This window comes from Nocardiopsis sp. LOL_012 (assembly GCF_048060475.1).
Classification (GTDB): Bacteria; Actinomycetota; Actinomycetes; order Streptosporangiales; family Streptosporangiaceae; genus Nocardiopsis.
The window spans coordinates 200826-220914 of the sequence record NZ_JBHMIV010000002.1; the positions used below are offsets into that span (position 1 = coordinate 200826).

The 20089-nt window shown below is 73.3% G+C and carries 19 protein-coding genes and 3 tRNA genes; 12 read left to right on the forward strand and 10 right to left on the reverse strand.

Annotated features, from left to right (window positions below; genetic code table 11):
- Positions 1 to 2 precede the first annotated feature (2 nt).
- From ACFHWE_RS02330 to amiA, 4 genes are all read right to left on the reverse strand, one after another.
- Positions 3 to 1433, reverse strand: coding sequence for a YcaO-like family protein (locus ACFHWE_RS02330; RefSeq protein WP_416598865.1), 1431 nt, complete (start codon positions 1431 to 1433; stop codon positions 3 to 5).
- The gene (locus ACFHWE_RS02335) at positions 1430 to 2428 is read right to left on the reverse strand and encodes a CocE/NonD family hydrolase (protein ID WP_416598866.1); all 999 of its coding nucleotides are present in this window, start codon (positions 2426 to 2428) and stop codon (positions 1430 to 1432) included. The genes ACFHWE_RS02330 and ACFHWE_RS02335 overlap by 4 nt, the downstream gene beginning before the upstream one ends.
- Positions 2425 to 3291: a hypothetical protein gene (locus ACFHWE_RS02340; protein WP_416598867.1), complete on the reverse strand. Its 867-nt coding sequence runs from the start codon at positions 3289 to 3291 to the stop codon at positions 2425 to 2427. The genes ACFHWE_RS02335 and ACFHWE_RS02340 overlap by 4 nt, the downstream gene beginning before the upstream one ends.
- 89 nt (positions 3292 to 3380) lie before the next feature.
- The gene (amiA, locus tag ACFHWE_RS02345) at positions 3381 to 3479 is read right to left on the reverse strand and encodes a streptamidine family RiPP (RefSeq protein WP_416598868.1); all 99 of its coding nucleotides are present in this window, start codon (positions 3477 to 3479) and stop codon (positions 3381 to 3383) included.
- A gap of 113 nt (positions 3480 to 3592) precedes the next feature.
- Between amiA and ACFHWE_RS02350 the strand changes: the two genes are divergently transcribed.
- From ACFHWE_RS02350 to ACFHWE_RS02370, 5 genes are all read left to right on the forward strand, one after another.
- A complete protein-coding gene (locus ACFHWE_RS02350) occupies positions 3593 to 4795 on the forward strand; it encodes a hypothetical protein (protein ID WP_416598869.1) in 1203 nt (400 codons plus the stop codon).
- Positions 4796 to 4799: 4 nt separating this feature from the next.
- Positions 4800 to 6542, forward strand: a complete 1743-nt coding sequence (locus ACFHWE_RS02355) for a prolyl oligopeptidase family serine peptidase (RefSeq protein ID WP_416598870.1) — start codon at positions 4800 to 4802, stop codon at positions 6540 to 6542.
- Positions 6543 to 6682: 140 nt separating this feature from the next.
- Positions 6683 to 7708, forward strand: a complete 1026-nt coding sequence (locus ACFHWE_RS02360; RefSeq protein WP_416598915.1) for a FecCD family ABC transporter permease — start codon at positions 6683 to 6685, stop codon at positions 7706 to 7708.
- Positions 7705 to 8523 (forward strand): ABC transporter ATP-binding protein, encoded by an 819-nt coding sequence (locus ACFHWE_RS02365; RefSeq protein ID WP_416598871.1) that lies wholly within the window; start codon positions 7705 to 7707, stop codon positions 8521 to 8523. The genes ACFHWE_RS02360 and ACFHWE_RS02365 overlap by 4 nt, the downstream gene beginning before the upstream one ends.
- A 15-nt stretch (positions 8524 to 8538) precedes the next feature.
- Positions 8539 to 9582 carry an ABC transporter substrate-binding protein gene (locus ACFHWE_RS02370; protein WP_416598872.1) on the forward strand — a complete coding sequence of 348 codons (1044 nt, stop codon included), beginning with the start codon at positions 8539 to 8541 and terminating at the stop codon, positions 9580 to 9582.
- An 87-nt stretch (positions 9583 to 9669) separates the two neighbouring features.
- On the opposite strand, the gene ACFHWE_RS02375 is transcribed toward ACFHWE_RS02370, so the two are convergent.
- The gene (locus ACFHWE_RS02375; protein WP_416598873.1) at positions 9670 to 10395 is read right to left on the reverse strand and encodes a TetR/AcrR family transcriptional regulator; all 726 of its coding nucleotides are present in this window, start codon (positions 10393 to 10395) and stop codon (positions 9670 to 9672) included.
- A 128-nt stretch (positions 10396 to 10523) separates the two neighbouring features.
- Here ACFHWE_RS02375 and ACFHWE_RS02380 point away from each other — a divergent pair, with 128 nt between their 5' ends.
- Positions 10524 to 11465, forward strand: a complete 942-nt coding sequence (locus ACFHWE_RS02380; RefSeq protein ID WP_416598874.1) for an NAD-dependent epimerase/dehydratase family protein — start codon at positions 10524 to 10526, stop codon at positions 11463 to 11465.
- 160 nt (positions 11466 to 11625) lie between these two features.
- On the opposite strand, the gene ACFHWE_RS02385 is transcribed toward ACFHWE_RS02380, so the two are convergent.
- The 3 genes from ACFHWE_RS02385 to ACFHWE_RS02395 all read right to left on the reverse strand — a co-directional run bounded on the left by ACFHWE_RS02385 (position 11626) and on the right by ACFHWE_RS02395 (position 11898).
- A tRNA-Val gene (locus ACFHWE_RS02385) sits at positions 11626 to 11699 on the reverse strand.
- Between the two features lie 15 nt (positions 11700 to 11714).
- Positions 11715 to 11785 (reverse strand) — tRNA-Cys (locus ACFHWE_RS02390).
- A gap of 40 nt (positions 11786 to 11825) precedes the next feature.
- Positions 11826 to 11898, reverse strand: a tRNA-Gly gene (locus ACFHWE_RS02395).
- A 143-nt stretch (positions 11899 to 12041) separates the two neighbouring features.
- Between ACFHWE_RS02395 and ACFHWE_RS02400 the strand changes: the two genes are divergently transcribed.
- Entirely contained in the window at positions 12042 to 13223 is a 1182-nt protein-coding gene (locus ACFHWE_RS02400; protein ID WP_416598875.1) for a molybdopterin molybdotransferase MoeA, read from the forward strand.
- Here ACFHWE_RS02400 and ACFHWE_RS02405 read toward each other — a convergent pair.
- Positions 13163 to 14755 (reverse strand): MFS transporter, encoded by a 1593-nt coding sequence (locus ACFHWE_RS02405; protein ID WP_416598876.1) that lies wholly within the window; start codon positions 14753 to 14755, stop codon positions 13163 to 13165. The genes ACFHWE_RS02400 and ACFHWE_RS02405 overlap by 61 nt on opposite strands.
- A 145-nt stretch (positions 14756 to 14900) precedes the next feature.
- Here ACFHWE_RS02405 and ACFHWE_RS02410 point away from each other — a divergent pair, with 145 nt between their 5' ends.
- The 3 genes from ACFHWE_RS02410 (at position 14901) to ACFHWE_RS02420 (ending at position 17420) form a co-directional block, all read left to right on the forward strand.
- The gene (locus ACFHWE_RS02410) at positions 14901 to 15476 is read left to right on the forward strand and encodes a TetR/AcrR family transcriptional regulator (RefSeq protein WP_416598877.1); all 576 of its coding nucleotides are present in this window, start codon (positions 14901 to 14903) and stop codon (positions 15474 to 15476) included.
- Between the two features lie 267 nt (positions 15477 to 15743).
- On the forward strand, positions 15744 to 16928 hold the full coding sequence (manA, locus tag ACFHWE_RS02415) for a mannose-6-phosphate isomerase, class I (RefSeq protein WP_416598878.1): 1185 nt from the start codon (positions 15744 to 15746) through the stop codon (positions 16926 to 16928).
- Between the two features lie 117 nt (positions 16929 to 17045).
- Positions 17046 to 17420 carry an FKBP-type peptidyl-prolyl cis-trans isomerase gene (locus tag ACFHWE_RS02420; protein ID WP_416598879.1) on the forward strand — a complete coding sequence of 125 codons (375 nt, stop codon included), beginning with the start codon at positions 17046 to 17048 and terminating at the stop codon, positions 17418 to 17420.
- A 75-nt stretch (positions 17421 to 17495) separates the two neighbouring features.
- On the opposite strand, the gene ACFHWE_RS02425 is transcribed toward ACFHWE_RS02420, so the two are convergent.
- Positions 17496 to 18671, reverse strand: a complete 1176-nt coding sequence (locus ACFHWE_RS02425; protein ID WP_416598880.1) for an acyl-CoA dehydrogenase family protein — start codon at positions 18669 to 18671, stop codon at positions 17496 to 17498.
- A gap of 177 nt (positions 18672 to 18848) precedes the next feature.
- On the opposite strand from ACFHWE_RS02425, the gene ACFHWE_RS02430 reads away from it, so the two are divergent.
- The gene (locus tag ACFHWE_RS02430; protein ID WP_416598881.1) at positions 18849 to 19490 is read left to right on the forward strand and encodes a TetR/AcrR family transcriptional regulator; all 642 of its coding nucleotides are present in this window, start codon (positions 18849 to 18851) and stop codon (positions 19488 to 19490) included.
- A gap of 149 nt (positions 19491 to 19639) precedes the next feature.
- Positions 19640 to 20086, forward strand: a complete 447-nt coding sequence (locus ACFHWE_RS02435) for a carboxymuconolactone decarboxylase family protein (protein WP_416598882.1) — start codon at positions 19640 to 19642, stop codon at positions 20084 to 20086.
- Positions 20087 to 20089: the final 3 nt, after the last annotated feature.

Genomic DNA, 20089 nt, shown 5'->3' on the forward strand with positions numbered 1-20089 from the left:
CCTCACATGTGCGGGGGCGGGATCAGGGAGACCTCGTCCGGGTGTCCGTGCCAGGAGGCGCGCCACCCGCGTTCGAGGGCCGCGTCCCCGAAGCGCGGCATGCCGAGGTAGGTGAAGGCGGCGGGGGCGTTGGGGACGAGTCCCGTGACGAAGCTGCGCACCACCCGCAGCGGCGTGCGGCGGACGTCGGACGTGGTCAGGTCCCGGGTGATGACACGGTGTCCGCGTTCGGACAGCCGCTGGTAGACCTCGTCCATGGACACGGCCGACAGCGCGGAGATCGGACGCGTCCCCAGCGCGGGCTCGGTGAAGCGCCTGGCCTCGGTGTGGACGCGCGGGTCGAGCCAGAGCTGGACGTGGGCGCCCAGGTCGATGATGCGCTCGCACTGGCCCCCGGCGGCGTCGAGGTAGGTGGCGTCGGCACGGAAGTCGAGGTAGAGGCCCCGGGCCATCAGGCCCTGTTCGACCGCGCGGAAGACCCACCCGTCGGCACTGGTGCAGCCCTGGGTGTAGACCCACGTGTGGACGGCCTCCAGGACGGCCTTGTGCGCGGCCCGCACCGGGTCGAGCGCGGCGGAGAACCCGGCGGCGTACAGGCCACGCTCCCCGTCGTAGGCCAGGGCCGCCACGGCCGGGGCGAACTCCGAGGGCATGGCCACCAACCACACCTTCAGCGCGCTGTCGCGGAGGTGGTCCGACAATCCGGGGACACTGGCGGGGTCGATGCCGAAGGTGGGCCCGTCCAGGTGCCACCACAGTTCGAGGGCGTCGCGCTCGACGACCTCCATCACCCCCCGGTCCCTCGCGTCGTCGACCCCCTGCCCAGTGGCGATACCGGCGTAGTTCAGGTGGTGGACGCGCGGCAGGTGGCGGAAACGGGACTGCCGCCAGTTGAGGTGGATCAGCGAGTCGGGCATCCAGACCTCGGTGCCGTCGAGGTGCTCGCAGCGTGCCCAGAGGGTGGGCGTGTCCTCGGTGAGCCTCGCGTAGGGGAAGCCGTCCCGGTCGTACTGCCACGGGGCAAACACGGGAAGGTCGCCCGGGTCGATCGGGGGGACGTCCGCGGCGAGGAGCTCGGCGCGGGAGCCGACACGCAGCTCACCGGGGGGCAGGTCGGCGGGAAGCCAGTTCCCGCAGTAGCGCTCGACCCCCTCGGCGATCGCCGCGATCCTGGCCTGCCCGACGTCGTCGAACGTCGTTCCCAGCGAGACGCGGTCGGCCGGCCACTCGCCGAGCCGACGGGCGTCGGCGACGGACGCGGTCAGCCCCTTGTAGGAGGAGGGTGCACCGGCAGGGTGGGGCACGGCCCGCACGGAGCGGATGATCCCGCATTCGGGATCGACCAGGGACTCCACCGGCAGGGGGCGCTCGTCCGCCACCGGTGCGGCGGGGGAGGCCTGTTCGGGGGGGCGTCCGGTACTGAGGAGGGTCAAGGCGAGGTCCTTTCATGGCACCAGGCCCCCGACACGGGATCGAGGAGCGAGCGGGTGCGGGAGGCCGCCGCGGACGCCAGGACTCCGGTCCACGCCGCGGCGGTGCCGGGCATTCCCTGGGCCCGCAGCCAGGGGTCGATGATGTGGCTCAGCCCGCCGGCGGAGGTGATCCGCGAGCGCAGGGCCTCGTCGGTGACGCCGCCGACGAGGCGGTGCCCCCACGGGCCGCTGGCGAAGTGGACCGGGGCGCTCCAGGCGCGCGCGAGCCGACGGGCGTCGTGGTCGAAGAAGTCGTCGTCGCCGCTGATGACCAGCAGGGGCGTGTCCAGGTGTCCGTAGCGCGCCGACAGGTCGACCCGCTCGGCGCTCCACAGCCGACGCCAGTCGGCCAGCGCCGCGGGGGCCCAGTCCCAGTTCCGGGCGGCCTCGACGAACCCCTGCTCCCGGGCCTGCGCGGTGCGGCGGTCGAGTTCGGCCGTCGGCAGCGGGGGGAGTGAGCGCCGGTGGCGCCCGTGCTCGTGCCACCACCCGATCCGGTGCGTGATCCACGGAGCGCCGTCGGCGTCCCACGCGGTCTCCGCCGGCCCGAGCGCGGGGACGAGGGTGATGACCGCCGCGACCGGGGCCGCGCTGGCGAACGCCGCGCCGCGGGCGGCTTCGAGAGCCGTGTGGGCCGCGTAGGAGGCGCCGAAGAGGACCAGCGGCAGGCCCGGGTACTCCGAGGACAGCCGGGCGAGGACCTGCGCGCCGTCGCCGCCCTCACTGGTGTAGGGGGACCAGTCGCCGGTGGACCGGTACCGCCCGCGCACGTCCTGGACCAGGCAGTGGTACCCCCGTGCGTTCCATGAGCGCGCGATGGGCTCGTGCTGCTCGGCGTCGTAGGGGGTGCGGATCACCACGAGCCCCCCGGGGTGCTCGCACTCCCACATCAGCCCGCCCAGGACGGTGCCGTCGCGCAGCCCGCAGAGGTGTTCGCGCCCCGGCTCCGCCGTCATGCCCGCCGCCTCGCCGCGCGGTCGAGAGGGGGCGGCGGGTCGTAGGCCAGGACCGTGTGCTCGCTGACCGCGCCCGAGGCCGGGACCAGTTTCCACAGCGTGGTGCGGTAGCCCTCCAGCGCGGTGTCCTCCCGGGCCCAGGTGAGGGCCACCGTGAGCAGTCGGCCGACGAGCAGGGTGCGCGCGGCCGGTGAGGGTGGCGCGTCGGGTGCGGCCGCGCGTCGCCAGGCGTCGGTCTCACGGGGGGTGGGGCTCGCCGCCAGGCGGCGCCGGAGCACCTGGTCGGATCCGGGGTCGTCCGGGGTGAGGCAGATGGGGTCGACGAAGCAGTTCTCCCCCTCGCGGTAGGCGCGCAGCCAGGCGGTGCCGCGGCGCGGCAGCCGGTCGATCCGGTCCCATCCGCCGCGTTCGGCGGGGGAGTCGGCGTAGGCGATCACCAGGTGCCAGGGCGGGGTGCTCTCCCCGTCGGCGACGCCGGCTTCCGCGCCGTCGACCGCGGCGATCAGGGCGGCAACGTCGTCGTAGCGGCTGACGGAGACCCGCCACTCAGACAGCGCTTCGGCCACCGCGTCGACGATCGGGCCCGCGCCGACCAGGGCGACCGCGCGCCGCGCCTCGGGCCAGCGGTGGCTCGCCTCGTCGTCCTCGCGCGCGGCCATCACCGCTTGGAGCCTGTCGGCGTAGGCGACGGCGTCCTCGTCGGCGTTCGAGCCGCCGCTCAGGGCGTCCGGCAGGCCGGGCGGGGGGGACTGCAGACGCAGGAAGCGCCCCGCGGAGGTGCGCACGACCGCCGTGTCCCCGCCGTCGATGAGCACGTCCGCACTGGTTCCCGGCAGACGTGCGATGAATGGTTCCCAGGCCATGGCCGACCTCTCCACGTGGCCCCGGCCGGGCGGGCCCGTGCCGCCCGGCCGGGTGTCGATTCAGACGGGTTGCGTCGTCAGCGACGGTCTTAGTCGAAGGGGTTCTCGACGAGGGCGTTCGAGTGGGTCGAGGACAGGTGCGCGAGCTGCTCGGGCTCCTCGATCTCGACGATGATGTCCTGGTCCATGGCGGACTCCTCTCTGCAAGGGAGACGCATCGTTGTGTCCCGATGCGTGTTCGTGGGGTGACGAACAGGATCACCATATTGATAACGGTTATCGTTTGCAATAGGTTTGCCGCATGATTCCCCAGAACCTCCTCGTGGCCGACTACCGGGCGGGCCGCACCTACACCGTCGGCGGCGACGGCACGGCGGACCCCCTCGGCCGCGCTGTCCTGGCCGAACACGCGGGGGTCCTCACGCTGCCCCGCCCGGGAGCGGAGGCCCCGGGAAGGGCCTTCGTCGACGACCGCTCCGGCGAACTCGTCGTCTCCGAACCCTCGGGGGAGCGGCGCTTCCCGGTGGCGATCCCCGGCGAGCACCTCGCCTGCGACCCCTCGGGCCGCTACGTGGTGGTGACGACCGGCCTGGGCGCCAACCCGGAGGCCTGGAGCGACGTGGTCACCCTGGTCGACCTGGAACGGGGCGCGTCGGTGCGGTTCCGTTCCCGGGTCGGTGAACCCGGGGCGATGGTCGTCCCGGACCAGTCCGGCGGCGAGCCCGCGGTCGTGCTGCGCCACAGGGAACCCGGGGCCGTCGAGGCGTTCCCGCTCGCCCACTGCCTCGACACCCCGCCCCACGTTCCCAGGGTGACCGGTGCGGTCCTGGACGGCATCGCCGACGACGGGCACGGCGACGTCGTCGACCACCGCACCGGCATCGCGGCGACCGCCACCGGCAGGGGGCTGGAGCGCTTCGTCGTCGACGGCGGGGTTCCGCGCGCGCTGGGCGCCGTGGACTGGCCGGTCCCCGGACGCGCCTACTACCTGCGGCTCGACCCCTCCGCGGGCCGTGCGGTGGGCGTGGTCCGCGGCGGCCCGGCCTCACCCCGGTCCTGGACCGAGTGGAGCAACCACCTGGCCGACATCGACCTCGCCACCGGGCGGACGCGCTGCCTCCCACTGCCGTCGGGGCTGGCCTTCCGGTTCGCGCTCGGCGGCACCCGGGCCGCCGTCGCCACCATCCACCCCGATGGGGACGAGCTGACCGTCATCGAGCGCGCCGAACCGCGGATGCGCGTGGTGTACCGGACCGCGCTCCCCCCGATGTCGTGCCCGCCCGCCCCCGGGCACCTGCCCTGGGACCCGGTCGGCGACGCCCCCGCGCAGCGGCGGTCGGTGGCCGTCGACCCCGCCGGGACGACGGTCGCTGTCACCCGCGGCGGAGACGGCCAGCTCCACCTGTTCCACGACGGCGGACCCACCACCCTCACCCTGCCCAGCCCTCTCGACGAGGGCGGCTGCCTCCACTGGCCCGGCGGCACCGACACGATCGGTCGGTGAAGCGGTGAACGGACCCCTTCCCCCGCCCGTCCCCTCCCTCGACGCCGCGCTCGCCCGGTGGGAGCACCACGGACGCCCCGGCCTGCCCGAGAACGGGTTCACGCTCGGCCGCCTTCCCGGAAAGCGGCGGCGCGGGATCTACCGGGTGGACACCGGCGCACCGGTACTCGAACCCGAGGGGCACATCCTGCGCATGGACCCCTCCCCGGACGGGCGCCGCATCTGCGTCCAACTGGCCGACCGCGCCGACGAGGACGCCGCGCTGGGCCTGGTCGACACCGCCACGGGCGCCCTGCGGCTCTACCCGGACGTCCGCTGCCGCTACGACCCGGTGCTCTGGCACAGCGACTCCTCCAGGGCCGAGCTCGTCGCCGGACGGTCCGGCGGCCTCGTCGCCCTCGACGCGAGCACCGGGCGGTGCTCCGTCTCGCCCGTGAGCGGGGACGGCCGGACCAGGCTCTTTCCCGGCGGCCCGCGCGGGCTGCTCGCCGAGAGCCGCCCCGGCGGTCCCAGCCGCCTCGTCGACCGGGCCACCGGGGACGAGGTCGCCGTGTTCGCCGCCATCAGACGGGTCCTGCCCCTCGGTGACGACGTCCTCGTCGACGACGGCACCCGCCTGCACGCCCTCGACCCGCACAGCGGTACCGGGAGGTGGCACTGGGAGGACCCGGACCTGCGCGTCACCTCGGTCGCCGCCTGCGGCCCGGACGTCGTGCTCGCGGGCGTGCGCGCCGGCCGCAGCGTCCTGGTGCGACTGGACCGGGGCGCGGTCACGGCCGAGCGGGAGGCCCTCTACCAGGGGGATCCGGCCGTCGTGACGGCGGTGGGCGCCGACGCGGGACGGTTCCACGCCCTCATCGAGGGGCCGGTGCTTCCCCCGAGGGCCGTGCCCGTCGGGGAACTGCTGTCCGACCGGCCCGCCGCGGCACGGGGGAGGGTCTGGGCACGCACCGAGCGGCACACCGTGACCGCCGACGACGGTACGCCCGTACCGGTCGTGGTCACCTCACCGGCGGACGCGGACGGCCCCACTCCGCTCATCCTGACCTGCTACGGCGGTTTCGGGGCAGCGAGCCTGCCGGTGTTCGAGCCGACCGTGCCGGCCTGGATCGAGCACGGGGGACGGTACGCCATCGCGCAGGTCCGGGGCGGCGGGGAGCACGGTGCCGCCTGGCGGCGGGCCGGAGCGGGCGTCCACAAGGCCCGCGGCGTCGACGACCTCGCGGCCGTCGCCCGAGGGCTGGCCGAGTCCGGGCTCACCCGGCCCGGACTGCTCGTCCTGGTCGGCGCCTCCCACGGCGGGGTGTTGGCCGCCAGCGCCGCGCTCGGTTCCCCCGGACTGTGCGCCGGCGTCGCCAGTACGGCCGCGCCACTCGACCTGCTCAACCTTGGGTCCCACCCCCTGGGCGCGCACTGGACCGGTGAGTTCGGCGCCTCGGACACCCCGGAGGGCACGGAGCGCCTGCGCCGGATCTCCCCCCTGCACCGCGCCCAGACCCTCGCCCCCGACACGGTCCCACCCCGATTCCTCGGCACCGTCCTGGCGGAGGACTCCCGGGTGAGTGCCGACGACACCCGGGCGGTCGTCGAGGCGCTCCGAAGATCCGGCGGCGACGCCGAGCTGTGGCGCCTGCCGGACACCGGGCACGGCGGCAACCACCTCGACGGTCTCCACCGACTCGGGGCGACCGTGCTCAGCTTCGCCGCCACCACCGCGTCAGCATCGACCACCCCACGGACCACCTGAGAAGGCACCCCGGACACATGGCACGAACAACCGACGGGGGACGCACACCGGCCCCCCGCCCACCCCTCCCGAGCGGAGCCCGGTCCGAGAAGGGCTCCCGCGAGCGCGCTCCCCGGCGCCGCGGCGCACTCGCCGCCCGGATCCTCGTCCCCGCCCTGGCACTCGTGCTCGTGGCCGTGCTGCTGCTGTCGGCGGCGGTCGGCACGATCGAGGTCTCCCCGGTGGAGGCGCTGCGTATCGTCACCGGCCACCTCGTCCCCGGAATGCCGTGGATGTCGGACGGCTCGCTGACCACGGTCCAGGACAGCGCCGTCTGGCGGTTCCGCCTGCCCCGCGCACTGCTGGCCGCCACCACCGGCGCCGCGCTCGCCCTGGCCGGTGCGCTGATGCAGGCGGTGGTCCACAACTCCCTGGCAGAGCCCTACATCCTCGGCGTCTCCGCGGGCGCCGGGGTAGGCGCGGTGTCGTTCATCGTCCTGGGCCTCGGGGTCGGTTCCCTGGGAGTGGGGGCCTCGGCCTTCGTCGGCGCGCTCCTGGCCACCGCCGCCGTCTACGCCCTGGCCCACAAGAACGGCCGTATCGCACCGCAGCGCCTCATCCTCGCGGGCGTGGCCCTGGGCTCCCTGTTCAGCGCCATCACCAGCTACCTGACGATCACCACCGACGCGCAGAACGTCTTCAGCATCATGTTCTTCCTGCTCGGCTCGGTCTCCGCCGCCACGATGGGGCACCTCGCCCTGCCGGTGGCGGCGCTGTCCGCGGTCGGGCTCTACACGGCGCTGCACGCACGCTCCCTCAACGCCCTCCTCGTCGGTGACGACGCGGCCGCGTCGCTGGGGGTGAACGTCAACCGGCTGCGCAGCGGCGCTCTCGTCGCCGCCGCACTGCTGACCGGGTCGGTCGTCGCGGTCTCCGGCGGGATCGGCTTCGTGGGCCTGATCATCCCCCACATCGCACGCATCGTCGTCGGCTCCGACCACCGCAGGATGCTCCCGGTCGCCCTCCTCGCCGGGGCGGCGTTCCTCGCCACCTGTGACCTGCTGTCCCGGACCCTCGCCGCACCGGCGGAGATCCCGCTGGGCGTGCTCACCGCCCTGGTCGGAGCACCGTTCTTCCTGTGGCTGCTGCGGCGCGACCGGGCCGACAGCGTGGGGGCGGGCCGATGAGGGTGGAGATCGAGGACCTCGGAGCCCGGCGCGGCGGGCGGCCCGTCGTCGCCGGAGTGAACATCTCGGTGCCCTCGGGCACCGTGCTCGGACTGGTCGGCCCCAACGGGAGCGGCAAGTCCACCCTCCTGCGCGTCGTGGCGGGCCTGGGCACCCCCTCGACTGGGCGCGTGCGCCTGGACGGCACCGACATCGCCACCCTGCACCGCAGGGAACTGGCGCGGCGTGTGGCGGTGATGGCGCAGGAGCACAGCGAGGAGTTCGAGATCCCCGTCCTCGACATGGTGCTGCTCGGGCGCATCCCCCACGGCCGCGGATACGGCCGCGACTCCGACCACGACGTCGCCGTGGCCCTGGAGGCCCTCGAACGCACCGGTGCCGACCACCTGGCCCACCGCTCGTTCGCGCAGCTCTCGGGAGGCGAGCGCCAACGCGTGCTCTTCGCCCGCGCGCTCACCCAGGACACCCCCGTGCTCGTCCTCGACGAGCCCACCAACCACCTCGACATCGCCCACCAGCTCGAACTCCTCGACCTGGTCAAGGCCACCGAACGTACCGTCCTGGTCGCCCTGCACGACCTGAACCTGGCCGCGCGCTCCTGTGACGCCATCGGCGTCCTGGCCGGGGGACGTCTGCTCTCGCTCGGCAGCCCGGACGAGGTGCTGCACACCGACCTGATCCGTTCGGTCTTCGGTGTCGATTCGACGGCCGTCGAACATCCGGACTCCGGACGGCGGCACTTCCTCTTCGACGCCCGCAGCCCGCTGGAGCCGAACGGTCACACCCCCCGGAACCAACCCGCCTCACACACATAGAGAGATCACGAGACCATGACGTACACGGAGAACCAGACCGAGTCCCGGCGCCCCCGAGCCCGCGGCCTCACGACCGCAAGCGCGGTGTCCGCGGCGGCGGTGCTGGCACTGGCGGGCTGCGGCACCGCTGTCACACCCGAGGAGACGAGCACCGCCGACGTCTCCGCGGGGGCCGTGACCGTCACCAACTGCGGACGGGAACTGACCTTCGACACGGCTCCCGCGAGCGTCGTCGGGATGATGCCCTCACAGACCGAGCTGCTCATCCGCCTCGGTGTAGTGGAGTCCATGGCCGCCCAGGCCCAGACCGAGGTCTCGGAGCTGCCCGACGACATCGCCGACCAGGCCGCCGGTCTTCCGGTGCTCAGCACCGACGCTCCGCCCGCCCGCGAGGACCTGCTCGCCGTCGCCCCCGACCTGGTCGTCGCACCGACGGAGTACGAGTTCACGGCGGAGCAGGGCTTCGCCAGCATCGAGCAGCTCGGGGAGAACGGCGCCCAGGCCTACGTCGCGACCGGCGGCTGCGCCGACCGCCGCAACACCGCGGAGGTCACCGACGTCCTGACCGACATCGCCGACCTCGGCGCGATCATGCGCGTCCCGGAGGCGGCCGACGAACTCACGGCGCAGGCCGAGGCACGGCTGTCCGCCGTGGCGGACGCGATCAGCGGTTCCCCGCGTCCCACCGTCGCCCAGGTCTACGTCGAGGGCGAGTCGCTGTCGGCGATCGGGGCCGGGGTCGAGGCCGACATCATCGCGACGGCCGGGGGCGACAACGTCTTCGACCCCGACGCCCCCGAGTTCGCCGACTTCTTCGCGGCCCAGATCAACCCCGAGGAGATCATCGCCCGCAGCCCCGACGCCATCGTGTTCGGCGTGAGCGGCCCCGAGCACGAGGAGCAGGTCCGGGAGTACCTCCGCAGCACCTTCCCCGAGGTCCCCGCAGTGGAGGACGACCTCCTCGTCGCCGTTCCCGCGAGCGACCTCTTCCCCGGCACCCTGGGGAACATCGACGCGGTGGAGGTGATCGCGCAGGTTCTCTACCCCGACGCCTTCTGACCGCCGCACACCGTGTACGGCGGCCTCTCGGCCCGGTCGCCGATGCAGTGATCTCCAACGGGAGGCCGTCGGCGCCCCCGGCCCGCCTCAGGCGCCGGGGATGCCGACGGCGCGCGCGGTCAGGCGCGCCTGGTGGTCCAGGTGTGCCGCGCGGGCCTCGACGACCCGGTCGTACTGGCCGAAGAGTTCGAAGCTGACCGTCCCGAACAGGGCGGTCCACGCGTCGATGACGCCGAGCGCCGTCTCCGGCGGGGAGCCGGTGAGCACCTCGGCCTGTTCGGGATCGGTGTCGGCGGACATCCGCGCGATCAGGGCCTCGACGTCGGCCCGCACGGCCGCCGGGGCGGGCGGGAGGCCGGAGGGCACCAGCCCCGGCCCCCGCGAGGCGTCGAAGGCGATGCGCGCCAGCAGCAGGACCACCTGGGTGGCCGGTTCGGTGGTGTCCTGCGGCGCGGCGTACCCCGGGACCGGTGAGCCGTAGATGAGCGCGTACTCGTGCGGGTGCTCCAGCGCCCAGCCCCGCACCCCCCGGAAGACGGCGGTCCACCGCCTGGCGAGGTCGTCGCGGCCGACGGCGGCCTCGGCCTCGCGGGCCGCGTCCCCCACCCCCTCGTAGGCGGCGACGATGAGCGCCGTCAGCAGCGCGTCCCGGTTGGGGAAGTAGCGGTAGACCGCCGACGGGGCGATGCCGAGCTCCCGGGTGACGGCGCGCACGGACAACCCGGCGGCGCCGTGCTCGGCGAGGTGCCGCCGGGCTACCTCGGTGATCTCGGCGGCGAACTCGGCGCGGACGCGGTCTCGGATACCAGCCATACGGCGAGTCTGCCATGGGAAGAACGGTGATTTCAAAAGAGAACAGTGTTCTTGGCCGGATCGCCCGAAGGTGGAACAGTGATCACAGAAGAGATCAGTGTTCTCGATTTTTTGGGAAAGGTCGCGCCATGCCCCTCCACACCATCGTCGGCGCCGGACCGCTCGGTACCGCGCTCGCCCGCCTGCTCGCCGAGTCGGGGGAGGAGGTCCGCGTCGTCACCCGCTCCGGCGGCGGTCCCCGGCACCCCCGAATCGAGCGGGTGCGGGCCGACGCCTCCGGCCCCGCCGCGCTCACCCGGGCTGCGAGCGGCGCCGCGGCCCTCTACAACTGCGCGAACCCGCCCTCCTACACCCAGTGGGAGAGGGACTGGCCGCCGCTGGCCGCATCCCTGCTCCACGCCGCCGAGGAGACCGGCGCGGTGCTGGTCGTCGCGGGGAACCTCTACGGGTACGGGCCGGTCGACGGCCCGATGCACCGCGACCTCCCGCTCGCCGCCACCGACCACAAGGGCCGCCTGCGGGCACGTATGTGGCAGGAGGCGCTGGACCGTCACGAGGCGGGTGCGATCCGGGCGGTGGAGGTGCGCTCCTCCGACTACATCGGCGCGGTGGCCCCGCTCAGCAGCTATGTCGTCTTCTACGCCGAACAGGCGTTCCAGGGCCGGACGGTACGCACCTTCGGCCGCTGGGACCTGCCGCACACCGTCACCTACGTCCCCGACGTCGCCCGCACGCTCGCCGCGGCGGCCACCGACGAGCGGGCGTGGGGCCGGGCCTGGCACGTGCCCTCGCCGCCGGCGCTCACCGTGCGCGCGATGGTGGCGGACCTGGTCCGGGAGGGCGGGGCGCGCGGCCCGCGTGTGCGGAGGTTCCCCCGACCGCTGCTCAGAGCGGCCCTCCCGTTCTCCCCGTTCCTGCGGGAGATGGGGGAACTGCTGTACCAGTGGGACCGCCCCTACCTCCTCGACGCGGGCGTGACCACCGAGACCTTCGGTATCGAGGCCACACCGTGGGAGGAGATCGTGCGCGAGACCGCCCGTTGGATCCGGGACGGCGCCCGCACCCCCTGACAGCCGCGGACGACCCGGCGAGGGGGCCGCAGGCCCCCGAGCAGGGTCGTCCAGAGTCCGGGGGTCTGGGGGTCTGGGGGTCTGGGGGTGTCCCCCAGGGAAATGACGAGGCGGCCCGGTGAGCGCGTTCACGCGCGAACAGGGCCGCCTCGGAGTCGAGTGGGCGATACAGGATTCGAACCTGTGACCTCTACCGTGTCAAGGTAGCGCTCTAACCAACTGAGCTAACCGCCCCGAGGGAAAACAGGGAGGTGGAGACGGGATTTGAACCCGTGTAGACGGCTTTGCAGGCCGCTGCCTCGCCTCTCGGCCACTCCACCGAGCACACGTGGGACGTGATGACGCCCCGCGCCTCCTCCGAGCGGACGACGGGATTCGAACCCGCGACCCTCACCTTGGCAAGGTGATGCTCTACCAGCTGAGCCACGTCCGCGCCGCTCGGCCCGGGTCCCTCCTGCGTGACCCTGCCGTGCCGCTGGTAAGAACTCTAGCGGAAAGCCCGCAGACCGCAAATCGAAATCGGGACCGCCTCGCCGGGCCCGGCGCGATGGGGGGTGGCGGGGCCGCCCGGGGACAATGGAGCCAGGCGTAAGACGAGGGGAGAGCGGGATGGGCCGAACGTGGGCGGAGGCGCGCGCGGTCGCGCGCCGACTCGGTGAGGAGTGTGCCCCCGTGCCCCGGGACGTGCCGCTGGGGCGGGCGCTGGGGGCCGTCCTCGGCGCTGACCTGCGTGCCCTGGTGGGCCTTCCGGCCTTCGACGCCGCCGCCATGGACGGGTACGCGGTGGCGGGCGCGGGCCCGTGGCGGTTGGTGGGCGCCCATCTGGCCGGCGCTTCGGCCGTCCGTTCGGGGCTGCGCCCGGGGGAGGCGGTGGAGATCGCCACGGGCGCGCGTGTGCCCAAGGGGGCGGAGGCGGTCCTGCCCTACGAGCACGCGACCACCGGATCCGGGGGTGTGGAAGGACACATCGACGCGGGGCGGCACGTGCGCTGGGAGGGCGAGGAGACCGCGCCGGGGGAGACGGTGCTCGCGCGGGGCGCCGAGGTCACGCCCGCCGCGCTCGGCCTGGCCGCGAGCCTGGGCCACGAGTCCTTGCCGGTGGTGCGCCCCCGGGTGGACGTGGTCGTCACCGGGGACGAGGTCGCCCGGAGCGGGCTGCCGGGTGAGGGCACCGTCCGCGACGCCATCGGTCCGATGCTGCCCGGCATCGTGGTCTGGGCGGGCGCGGAGGTGGGGCGGGTCCGCCATCTGGGCGACGATCGCCGCATGCTCCGGGAGTGCGTCACCGGTGCCGCCGCCGACGTGGTCGCGGTGTGCGGTTCCTCCTCCAAGGGGCCCGCCGACCACTTCCGCGCGGTCCTGGAGGAGATCGGGGCCGACACCGTCGTGGACGGCGTCGCCTGCCGTCCGGGCCATCCCCAGGTCCTGGCATCGGCCGGCCCCACCCTTCTGGTGGGTCTGCCGGGGAACCCGGGGGCCGCCCTGGTGGCCGCGCTCACCCTCCTGGTCCCGCTGCTCACCGGCATGGCCGGACGCCCGGATCCGGCACGGGTCCCGGAGCGGGTGCCCCTGGCGGGGGACGTGCGCGCCCACCACCGGGACACCCGCCTGGTCGCCGTGCGGGTGGGGGCCGACGGCGCCCGGCCGGTGGGCCGGGACCGGCCGGGCAGCCTGCGCGAACCGGCGCGGGCCGACGCCTACGCGGTGGTGCCGCCCGGCTGGGACGGCTCCGAGGTGGAGCTGGTCCGGCTGTCCTGACCGGGGGCCTCCGCGGCGGGGCCCGCCTGGCCGCGCAGCAGCAGCCACGCCTGCACGGCGGCGACCAGCACCATCACCGCCGCGATGGCGCTGGTGATGTGCATTCCGCTGGTGAACGCGGACTGCGCCGCCGCCATGAGGTCGGCGCCCGCCGTGCCGCCCAGCTCCGCGGAGGTCTGGGCGGCACCGCCCAGCGTCTCCCGGGCGCTCTCCACCGCGCTCTGGGGTACGCCGTCGACGGCGGTCAGGTCGGCGCGGTAGGACGCGGTCAGCACACTGCCCAGCACGGCTACGCCGAGGGCCCCGCCCAGTTCGTAGGCGGTCTCGGAGATGGCCGAGGCCGCGCCGGCGCGCTCCGGCGGGGCCGCCGACATGATCGCGCCGTTGGTGAGGGTCTCGGCCAGGCCCGAGCCCAGGGCGACCAGCGCGAACCCCGTCGCCACGATGAGCGCCCCGGTGGCGGGGGCGCCGGGGGAGGCCAGCACCAGCAGGGCGAACCCGGAGGAGGTCACGGCCAGGGAGCCGCCGACCACGGCGGCCAGGCTGAGCCGCCGGGACAGGCGGACCGCGACGAAGCTGGCCACCACCGAGACCACCAGTCCGGGCACCAGCACGAACCCGGCGCGCATGGGCGAGATGTCCAGGACCAGTTGCAGGTACTGCGTCAGGAAGAACAACGACGCGACCAGGGAGAACACCATCACCAGGTTGGTGGCCACGGTCACGCTGAAGGCGCGGGAGCGGAACAGGTCCACGTCGATCAGCGGGTCGGGCAGGGCCCGCTGCCGCCGGACGAACACCGCTCCCGCGATCAGCCCGGCCGCGAGCAGGCCGAACGCGGTCAGGGAGGGGCCGTGCGCGGCCAGCTCCTTGACCGCGTAGACGGCGGGCAGCATGGTCGCCAGCGACAGCACGACGCTGAGCGGGTCCATCCGGCCGGGGGAGGGGTCGCGGGACTCGCGCACCAGCAGCGGCAGGGCCACCAGGAGCACGGCCATCACGGGCAGGTTGACGAGGAAGACCGATCCCCAGGAGAAGTGTTCGAGCAGCCAGCCGCCCAGGATCGGGCCGAGCGCGGCCCCGGCGGAGAAGCCGGAGGCCCAGACGGCGATGGCCAGCAGGCGCTGGCGGTCGTCGAGGAAGGTGTTGCGCAGCAGTGACAGGGTCGAGGGCATCAGGGAGGCGCCCGCGACGCCGAGCAGCGCCCGGGCGATGATGAGCACCTCGGCGCTGGGAGCGAACGCCGCCACCAGCGAAGCGGTGCCGAAGGCGGCGGAGCCCACCATGAGCAGTCGGCGGCGGCCGATGCGGTCGCCCAGCGCCCCCATGGTGACCAGCAGCCCGGCCAGGACGAAGCCGTAGACGTCGACGATCCACAGCAGTTGCCCGGACGTGGGGTCGAGGTCCTCGCTCAGTGCGGGTACGGCGAACCCGAGCACGGTCATGTCGACCGAGATCAGGACGACGGGCAGGACCAGGACGGCGAGCGCGGTCCACTCGCGGGGGCCCGCGAGCGTGTTGGCGGAACTCATCTTTCCTCGTGACTTTCGAAGCGGTGTCTGCGCGGGCGGCGCCGTGGTGGCGCGGGCCGCGGGGACGGCGGTCGACCGGGAGACCCCGGGACCCTAGTGAACCGTCCAGACGGTACAGTACCGTCCGGCCGGTAAAGTCGCAATCGTGAGTACATCCAGCACCCGGGACCGGATCCTCGACGCCCTCCAGGACATCCTCATCCACCAGGGCTACTCCGGAGTCACCCTGGAGGCGGTCGCCCACGCCGCCGCCGTCTCCAAGGGCGGCCTGCTCTATCACTTCCCGTCCAAGAAGGCGCTGTTCACCGGCTTGATCGACCGTCTGGGCGCACTCGCCGAGGACCAGTTCGAGGAGGCCCTCACCGGGGGCGAGGGCGTGGTACGGGTGTTCCTGCGCACGTCACTGCCGAGCAGCTCCGAGGAGCGTGAGCTGTACTGGGCGGTCATCGCCTCCCTGCGCAGTCAGGAGGAGCTCTCGGAGGAGGCCGGCGCGCTCGTGCGGCACCTCTTCGAGCACTGGGGCGCACTGCTCAGGGAGGAGCTCACCGACCCGGTGCTCGCCGAGATCATCCTCCGGGCGGGCGACGGGCTCTACCTGGCGTCGATCGCCGGACTGTCCCAGCCCGAGCCGGAGATGCTCCAGCGGATGTGCGACCGCCTCATCGAGGAGTCCGACCGGGTGCGTCGCCCGCGCGTGTCCACGGCACGGTCCAGGGAATGACCAGGAATACGGGTGTATGTCTCACCATTCGGTGACGTCCCGGCACTGGTCCGTGGGTTCCCGGTCATGGTTTGGCCGTCGGTAACTTCATCGCCGCTTCCCGGCCCCGGGAGCGTTGGATATCCGCCCGCCTGGCACGGTGGGGTGTGTACCACTCAGGACGTGGGGGTGGGCCGTATCGACCTCGGCACCGTGTTCCGCGACACTGGATGTCACCCCGCCGGGGTGTCCGCGGGGTGAGGACACGCACATGGGAAGGCGGAGCGGATGCTCAGGCTCACCAACCAGGTACGGCCGTACGCCTGGGGTGCCCGGACCGCGATCCCCAGGCTCCTGGGTGCCGAGCCAGACGGCACCCCCCAGGCCGAACTGTGGCTGGGAGCCCACCACGGCGCGCCCAGCACCGTGCACCCGGACGGGGGGCCCGTCCCCCTGCCCCGGTTCATCGCCGACGACCCCCACGGCGTACTCGGCCCCCGCACCGTCGAACGCTTCGGCGCCCGGCTCCCCTTCCTGCTGAAGTTCCTGGCCGCCGACGCGCCCCTGTCGCTCCAGGTGCACCCGGACACCGCCCGCGCCCGCTCGGGGTTCGAGGCCGAGGAACGGGCGGGCATCCCCGTCGGCGCCCCGCACCGCAACTACCGCGACCCCCACCACAAGCCCGAACTCCTCCTGGCCCTGGATCCCTTCGAGGCGCTGTGCGGGTTCCGCGAGCCCGCCGCGGCCCGGCGGGACCTGGAGGGCCTGGACGGCGAGCTGGCCGGACTGTTGAGAGGGGACCTGGCGGCGTCCGACACCCACGAGGCCCTGCGCTCGGCGCTGACCCGCCTGCTCAGACTGCCCGCGCCGGAGCGCGGACGACTGCTCGCCGAGTTCGTCGCCGAGTGGTCGGCCTGCGGTGGGCGCGGCGCGCACACGGGCATCGTCACCGACCTGGCCGACCGCTACCCCGGCGACCCGGGCGCCGTGGCGGCCCTGCTGCTCAACCGGGTCACCCTCCGGCCCGGCCAGGCCCTGTTCCTGCCGGCGGGCAACCTGCACGCCTACCTGCGCGGAACGGCCGTCGAGGTCATGGCCAGTTCCGACAACGTGCTCCGTGCCGGGCTCACCCACAAGCACGTGGACGTGCCCGAACTGCTGGACGTGGTGGACTTCTCGGTCCTGCCGGTCCCCTACACCGGCCCCCGCCGTCTGGACGGGCGCCGTGAGTTCCGCCCGGAGGCGCCCGAGTTCACGCTCCATGAGATCGGGCCCGGGCGCGTCGCCGCGTACCTGCCGGGGGAGGGGCCCTCGGTGGTGCTGGCCCTGGACGGCCGGGTGGAGTTGGTCGCCGAGGTCGGCCACGGCCTCACCCTGGTGCGCGGGGAGTCGGTGTTCATCCCCGCCGGCAGCGGACCGGTCAAGGTCGAGGGGCGCGGCCACGTGGTGGCGGCGACCGTCGGCGCCCTGTGAGAGGACCGTTCCGCGACGGGGGCGCGGCCCCTCCGGGGACTCTCCGCGCCACGGGCCGTTCCGGGCGCCGATACGCTGGCCCTTCGACGAAGCTCCGACAACACGAGGGGAACCACCATGGCCCTTGAGCGTCCCGAGATCGACTTCCCGGGCGGCCCGCCGCCGGCGGACCTGGAGGTCACCGACATCACCATCGGGGAGGGCGCCCAGGCCGGGCACGGCAGCAACGTCGGCGTCCACTACGTCGGGGTCTCCCACTCCACCGGTGAGGAGTTCGACGCCAGTTGGAATCGCGGCACCCCGCTGAACTTCCGCCTGGGCGCGGGCATGGTCATCCCGGGCTGGGACCAGGGGGTCATGGGTATGCGCGTGGGTGGCCGCCGCAAGCTGGTCATACCGCCGCACCTGGCCTACGGCGACCAGAGCCCGACACCGGCCATCAAGCCGGGGGAGACCCTGGTGTTCGTCGTCGACCTGGTCGACGTCGCCTGACACCGGGGCCGCATGTGACGGGGCCCGTGTCGCGCTCCCTGGCGCGCGGCACGGGCCCCGTTCTCGTTCCCGCTCCTAACTCAGGGTTGCGCCCACCTTCACGTGGCCCTTGAGCAGGTCGCGGGCGATCGTGCGGCGCTGGATCTCGTCGGTGCCCTCGAAGATGCGCAGCAGCCGCAGGTCGCGGTACCAGCGTTCGATCGGCAGTTCACGGGTGTAGCCCATGCCGCCGTGGATCTGCATGACGCGGTCGACGATCTCGTTGGCCTTGACGCCGCCGAAGAGTTTGGCGATCGACTGGGCGTGCCGGGAGTCCATCCCCTGGGAGACCTGCCAGGCGGCGTGCAGCACCAGCAGGCGCAGCGCCTCGACGTCGGTCTGGGAGTCGGCGATCATCCACTGGATGGCCTGGCGTTCGGCGATCGGTTCGCCGAAGGTCTCACGGGTCCGGGAGTAATCGATCGCCATGCCGAGCAGCCGCTCGCAGCCGCCCAGGGCACGGGCGGGCAGCATGTAGCGGCCCTTGCCGATCCACTGCATGGCCAGCGCGAAGCCCTGGCCCTCCTCGCCGAGGATGTTCTCGTGCGGTACGCGCACGTCCTGGAAGACCAGGGACGCGGGGCGGCGCTCGCCCATGGTGTCGATGGGCTCGGAGGTCCAGCCCATGTCGCGGTCGACCAGGAAGCAGGTCACGCCCCCGTTGGCGCCCTTCTCCTGGTCGGTGACGGCGAAGACCATGGTGAAGTCGGCCTGCTCGCCGCCGGTGATGAAGGTCTTCTCGCCGTTGATGACCCACTCGTCGCCGTCGCGGACCGCGCGGGTGCGGATGGCCTTGGCGTCCGACCCGGCACCGGGCTCGGTGATGGCGAAGCAGGAGTGGCGGTCACCGTTGATGGTGGGGAGCAGGTACCGCTCCTTCTGCTCCTCGTTGGCGTGGAAGAGGATGTTGTCGGCGCTGCCGCCGAACCTGAAACTGGCGAAGGTGCGGCCGAGCTCGGTCTCGATGAGGGCGACGGAGATGGGATCCAGGCCCATGCCGCCGTACTCCTCGGGGGTGTCCACGCCCCAGAAGTCGGACTTGCGGGCCAGTTCACGCAGGCTCTTGGTCTCCTCCGCGGTGAGGCCCGGAACGTGTCCCTCGCGCTCACGGCGCAAGATCTCGTTCTCCAGTGGCATGAGCTCGCGCTCCACGAAGGTCCGCACCCAGTCACGGATGGCGCGCTGCTCGTCGGTCAGCGAGAAATCGATCACGGCTGCTCCCAGTAACCTAACGGTGTTCGGTTATTTGAGGGTACGGTGTCCCCTACCAGGCACGCAAGCCCGCCTCCGCTCGAAAGAGCGGTCCCGACCGTGCGCGAACGTGCGATGATCAGCCCGGAAGGGACGGATCGGACCGTCCGCCGCTGAACCGAGAAGGGAACCCCGTCAGTGGCCCGACCCAGAACGCCGATCCTGAGCAAGCCCGCCATCCGCGCCGCCGCTCTGGCCCTCATCGACCGCGAGGGCCTGGAGTGGCTGTCCATGCGCAAACTCGCCCAGGAACTCGACGTGCAGGCGGCCTCCCTCTACAGCCACTACCGGACCAAGGAGGAGCTGCTCGGCGAGGTGGCCGACGAGGTGACCTCGCGCATCGACGTCTCCGGGTTCGACAGCGGCGACTGGCGTGAGGGGATCGGCTCGTGGGCCCGCTCCTACCGCGCGGCCCTGGCCGAGCACCCCAACCTCGTCCCCGTCGTGGCGGCCGGTCCCGGCCGGCGCGACGAGGCGCTGCGCCGCGCGGACGCCGTCCACGGCGCCCTCGTCCGAGCGGGATGGCCCCCGCGCTACGCCACGATGATCGGCGCCTCGGCCAAGTACCTCGTGGTGGGTGCCGCCACCCAGTCCTTCGCGCGCGGTTTCGCCGACGACGTGTGGGTCTACCGCGACCGCTACCCCAACCTGTCCCAGGCGCACAGGCTGTCCGAGCACGCCGCTGAGATCGACCAGGCCAGCTTCGACCTGGCCCTGGAGGCCTTCCTGGACGGGCTCGCCCGCGTCTTCGAGCGGGTCCGGGCGGCCACCGCCGGATAGGGGGACGCGCCGCCGGGCGCGGCCCGGGACTGAACCCCGCCCCCGGACACGGCCCCGGGGACGCCGTTGAGGGGGCGCGGCGGGGGTGTCCGTGCCATGGTGGTGTCGAACGGCCACTACGAGGAGTGGCGGCGGACGAAGGGGGACCCATGGCCGAAGCGCGCGTGATCTGGGCCAAGAAGCTTCCCGAGGTGTACGGGAAACTCGACGAGATCGACAAGGTCGTCGCCGACCACCTGGACGGCACGCTCCTGGAACTGCTGAAACTGCGTTCTTCGATCCTCAACGGCTGCGCCTTCTGCGTCGACCTGCACACCGAGAAGGCGCTCAAGGAGGGGGAGAGCCGCCAGCGCCTCTTCCAGGTGGCGACCTGGCACGAGGCGGGCGAGATCTTCACCGGCGCGGAGCGGGCCGTCCTAGCGCTCACCGACGAGATGACGCGGATGGGGGAGGGCGGGGTGAGCGACGAGGTCTACGACGCGGTCGCCGCGCACTTCTCCGACGAGCAGGTCGCCGCGCTGATGGCGGCGATCGCGATGATCAACCTCTACAACAGGCTGGCGGTGGCCTCGCACCTGCGTCCGCGCAAGCACTGAGCC

Bases quoted from the DNA above. Each gene is read 5' to 3' on its own strand.
- ACFHWE_RS02365 (WP_416598871.1), top strand. From the start codon at position 7,705: ATGAGGGTGGAGATCGAGGACCTCGGAGCCCGGCGCGGCGGGCGGCCC.
- ACFHWE_RS02340 (WP_416598867.1), bottom strand. From the start codon at position 3,291: ATGGCCTGGGAACCATTCATCGCACGTCTGCCGGGAACCAGTGCGGAC.
- ACFHWE_RS02375 (WP_416598873.1), bottom strand. From the start codon at position 10,395: ATGGCTGGTATCCGAGACCGCGTCCGCGCCGAGTTCGCCGCCGAGATC.
- ACFHWE_RS02380 (WP_416598874.1), top strand. From the start codon at position 10,524: ATGCCCCTCCACACCATCGTCGGCGCCGGACCGCTCGGTACCGCGCTC.
- amiA (WP_416598868.1), bottom strand. From the start codon at position 3,479: ATGGACCAGGACATCATCGTCGAGATCGAGGAGCCCGAGCAGCTCGCG.
- ACFHWE_RS02435 (WP_416598882.1), top strand. From the start codon at position 19,640: ATGGCCGAAGCGCGCGTGATCTGGGCCAAGAAGCTTCCCGAGGTGTAC.
- ACFHWE_RS02420 (WP_416598879.1), top strand. From the start codon at position 17,046: ATGGCCCTTGAGCGTCCCGAGATCGACTTCCCGGGCGGCCCGCCGCCG.
- ACFHWE_RS02350 (WP_416598869.1), top strand. From the start codon at position 3,593: ATGATTCCCCAGAACCTCCTCGTGGCCGACTACCGGGCGGGCCGCACC.
- ACFHWE_RS02370 (WP_416598872.1), top strand. From the start codon at position 8,539: ATGACGTACACGGAGAACCAGACCGAGTCCCGGCGCCCCCGAGCCCGC.
- ACFHWE_RS02405 (WP_416598876.1), bottom strand. From the start codon at position 14,755: ATGAGTTCCGCCAACACGCTCGCGGGCCCCCGCGAGTGGACCGCGCTC.
- ACFHWE_RS02400 (WP_416598875.1), top strand. From the start codon at position 12,042: ATGGAGCCAGGCGTAAGACGAGGGGAGAGCGGGATGGGCCGAACGTGG.
- ACFHWE_RS02335 (WP_416598866.1), bottom strand. From the start codon at position 2,428: ATGACGGCGGAGCCGGGGCGCGAACACCTCTGCGGGCTGCGCGACGGC.
- manA (WP_416598878.1), top strand. From the start codon at position 15,744: ATGCTCAGGCTCACCAACCAGGTACGGCCGTACGCCTGGGGTGCCCGG.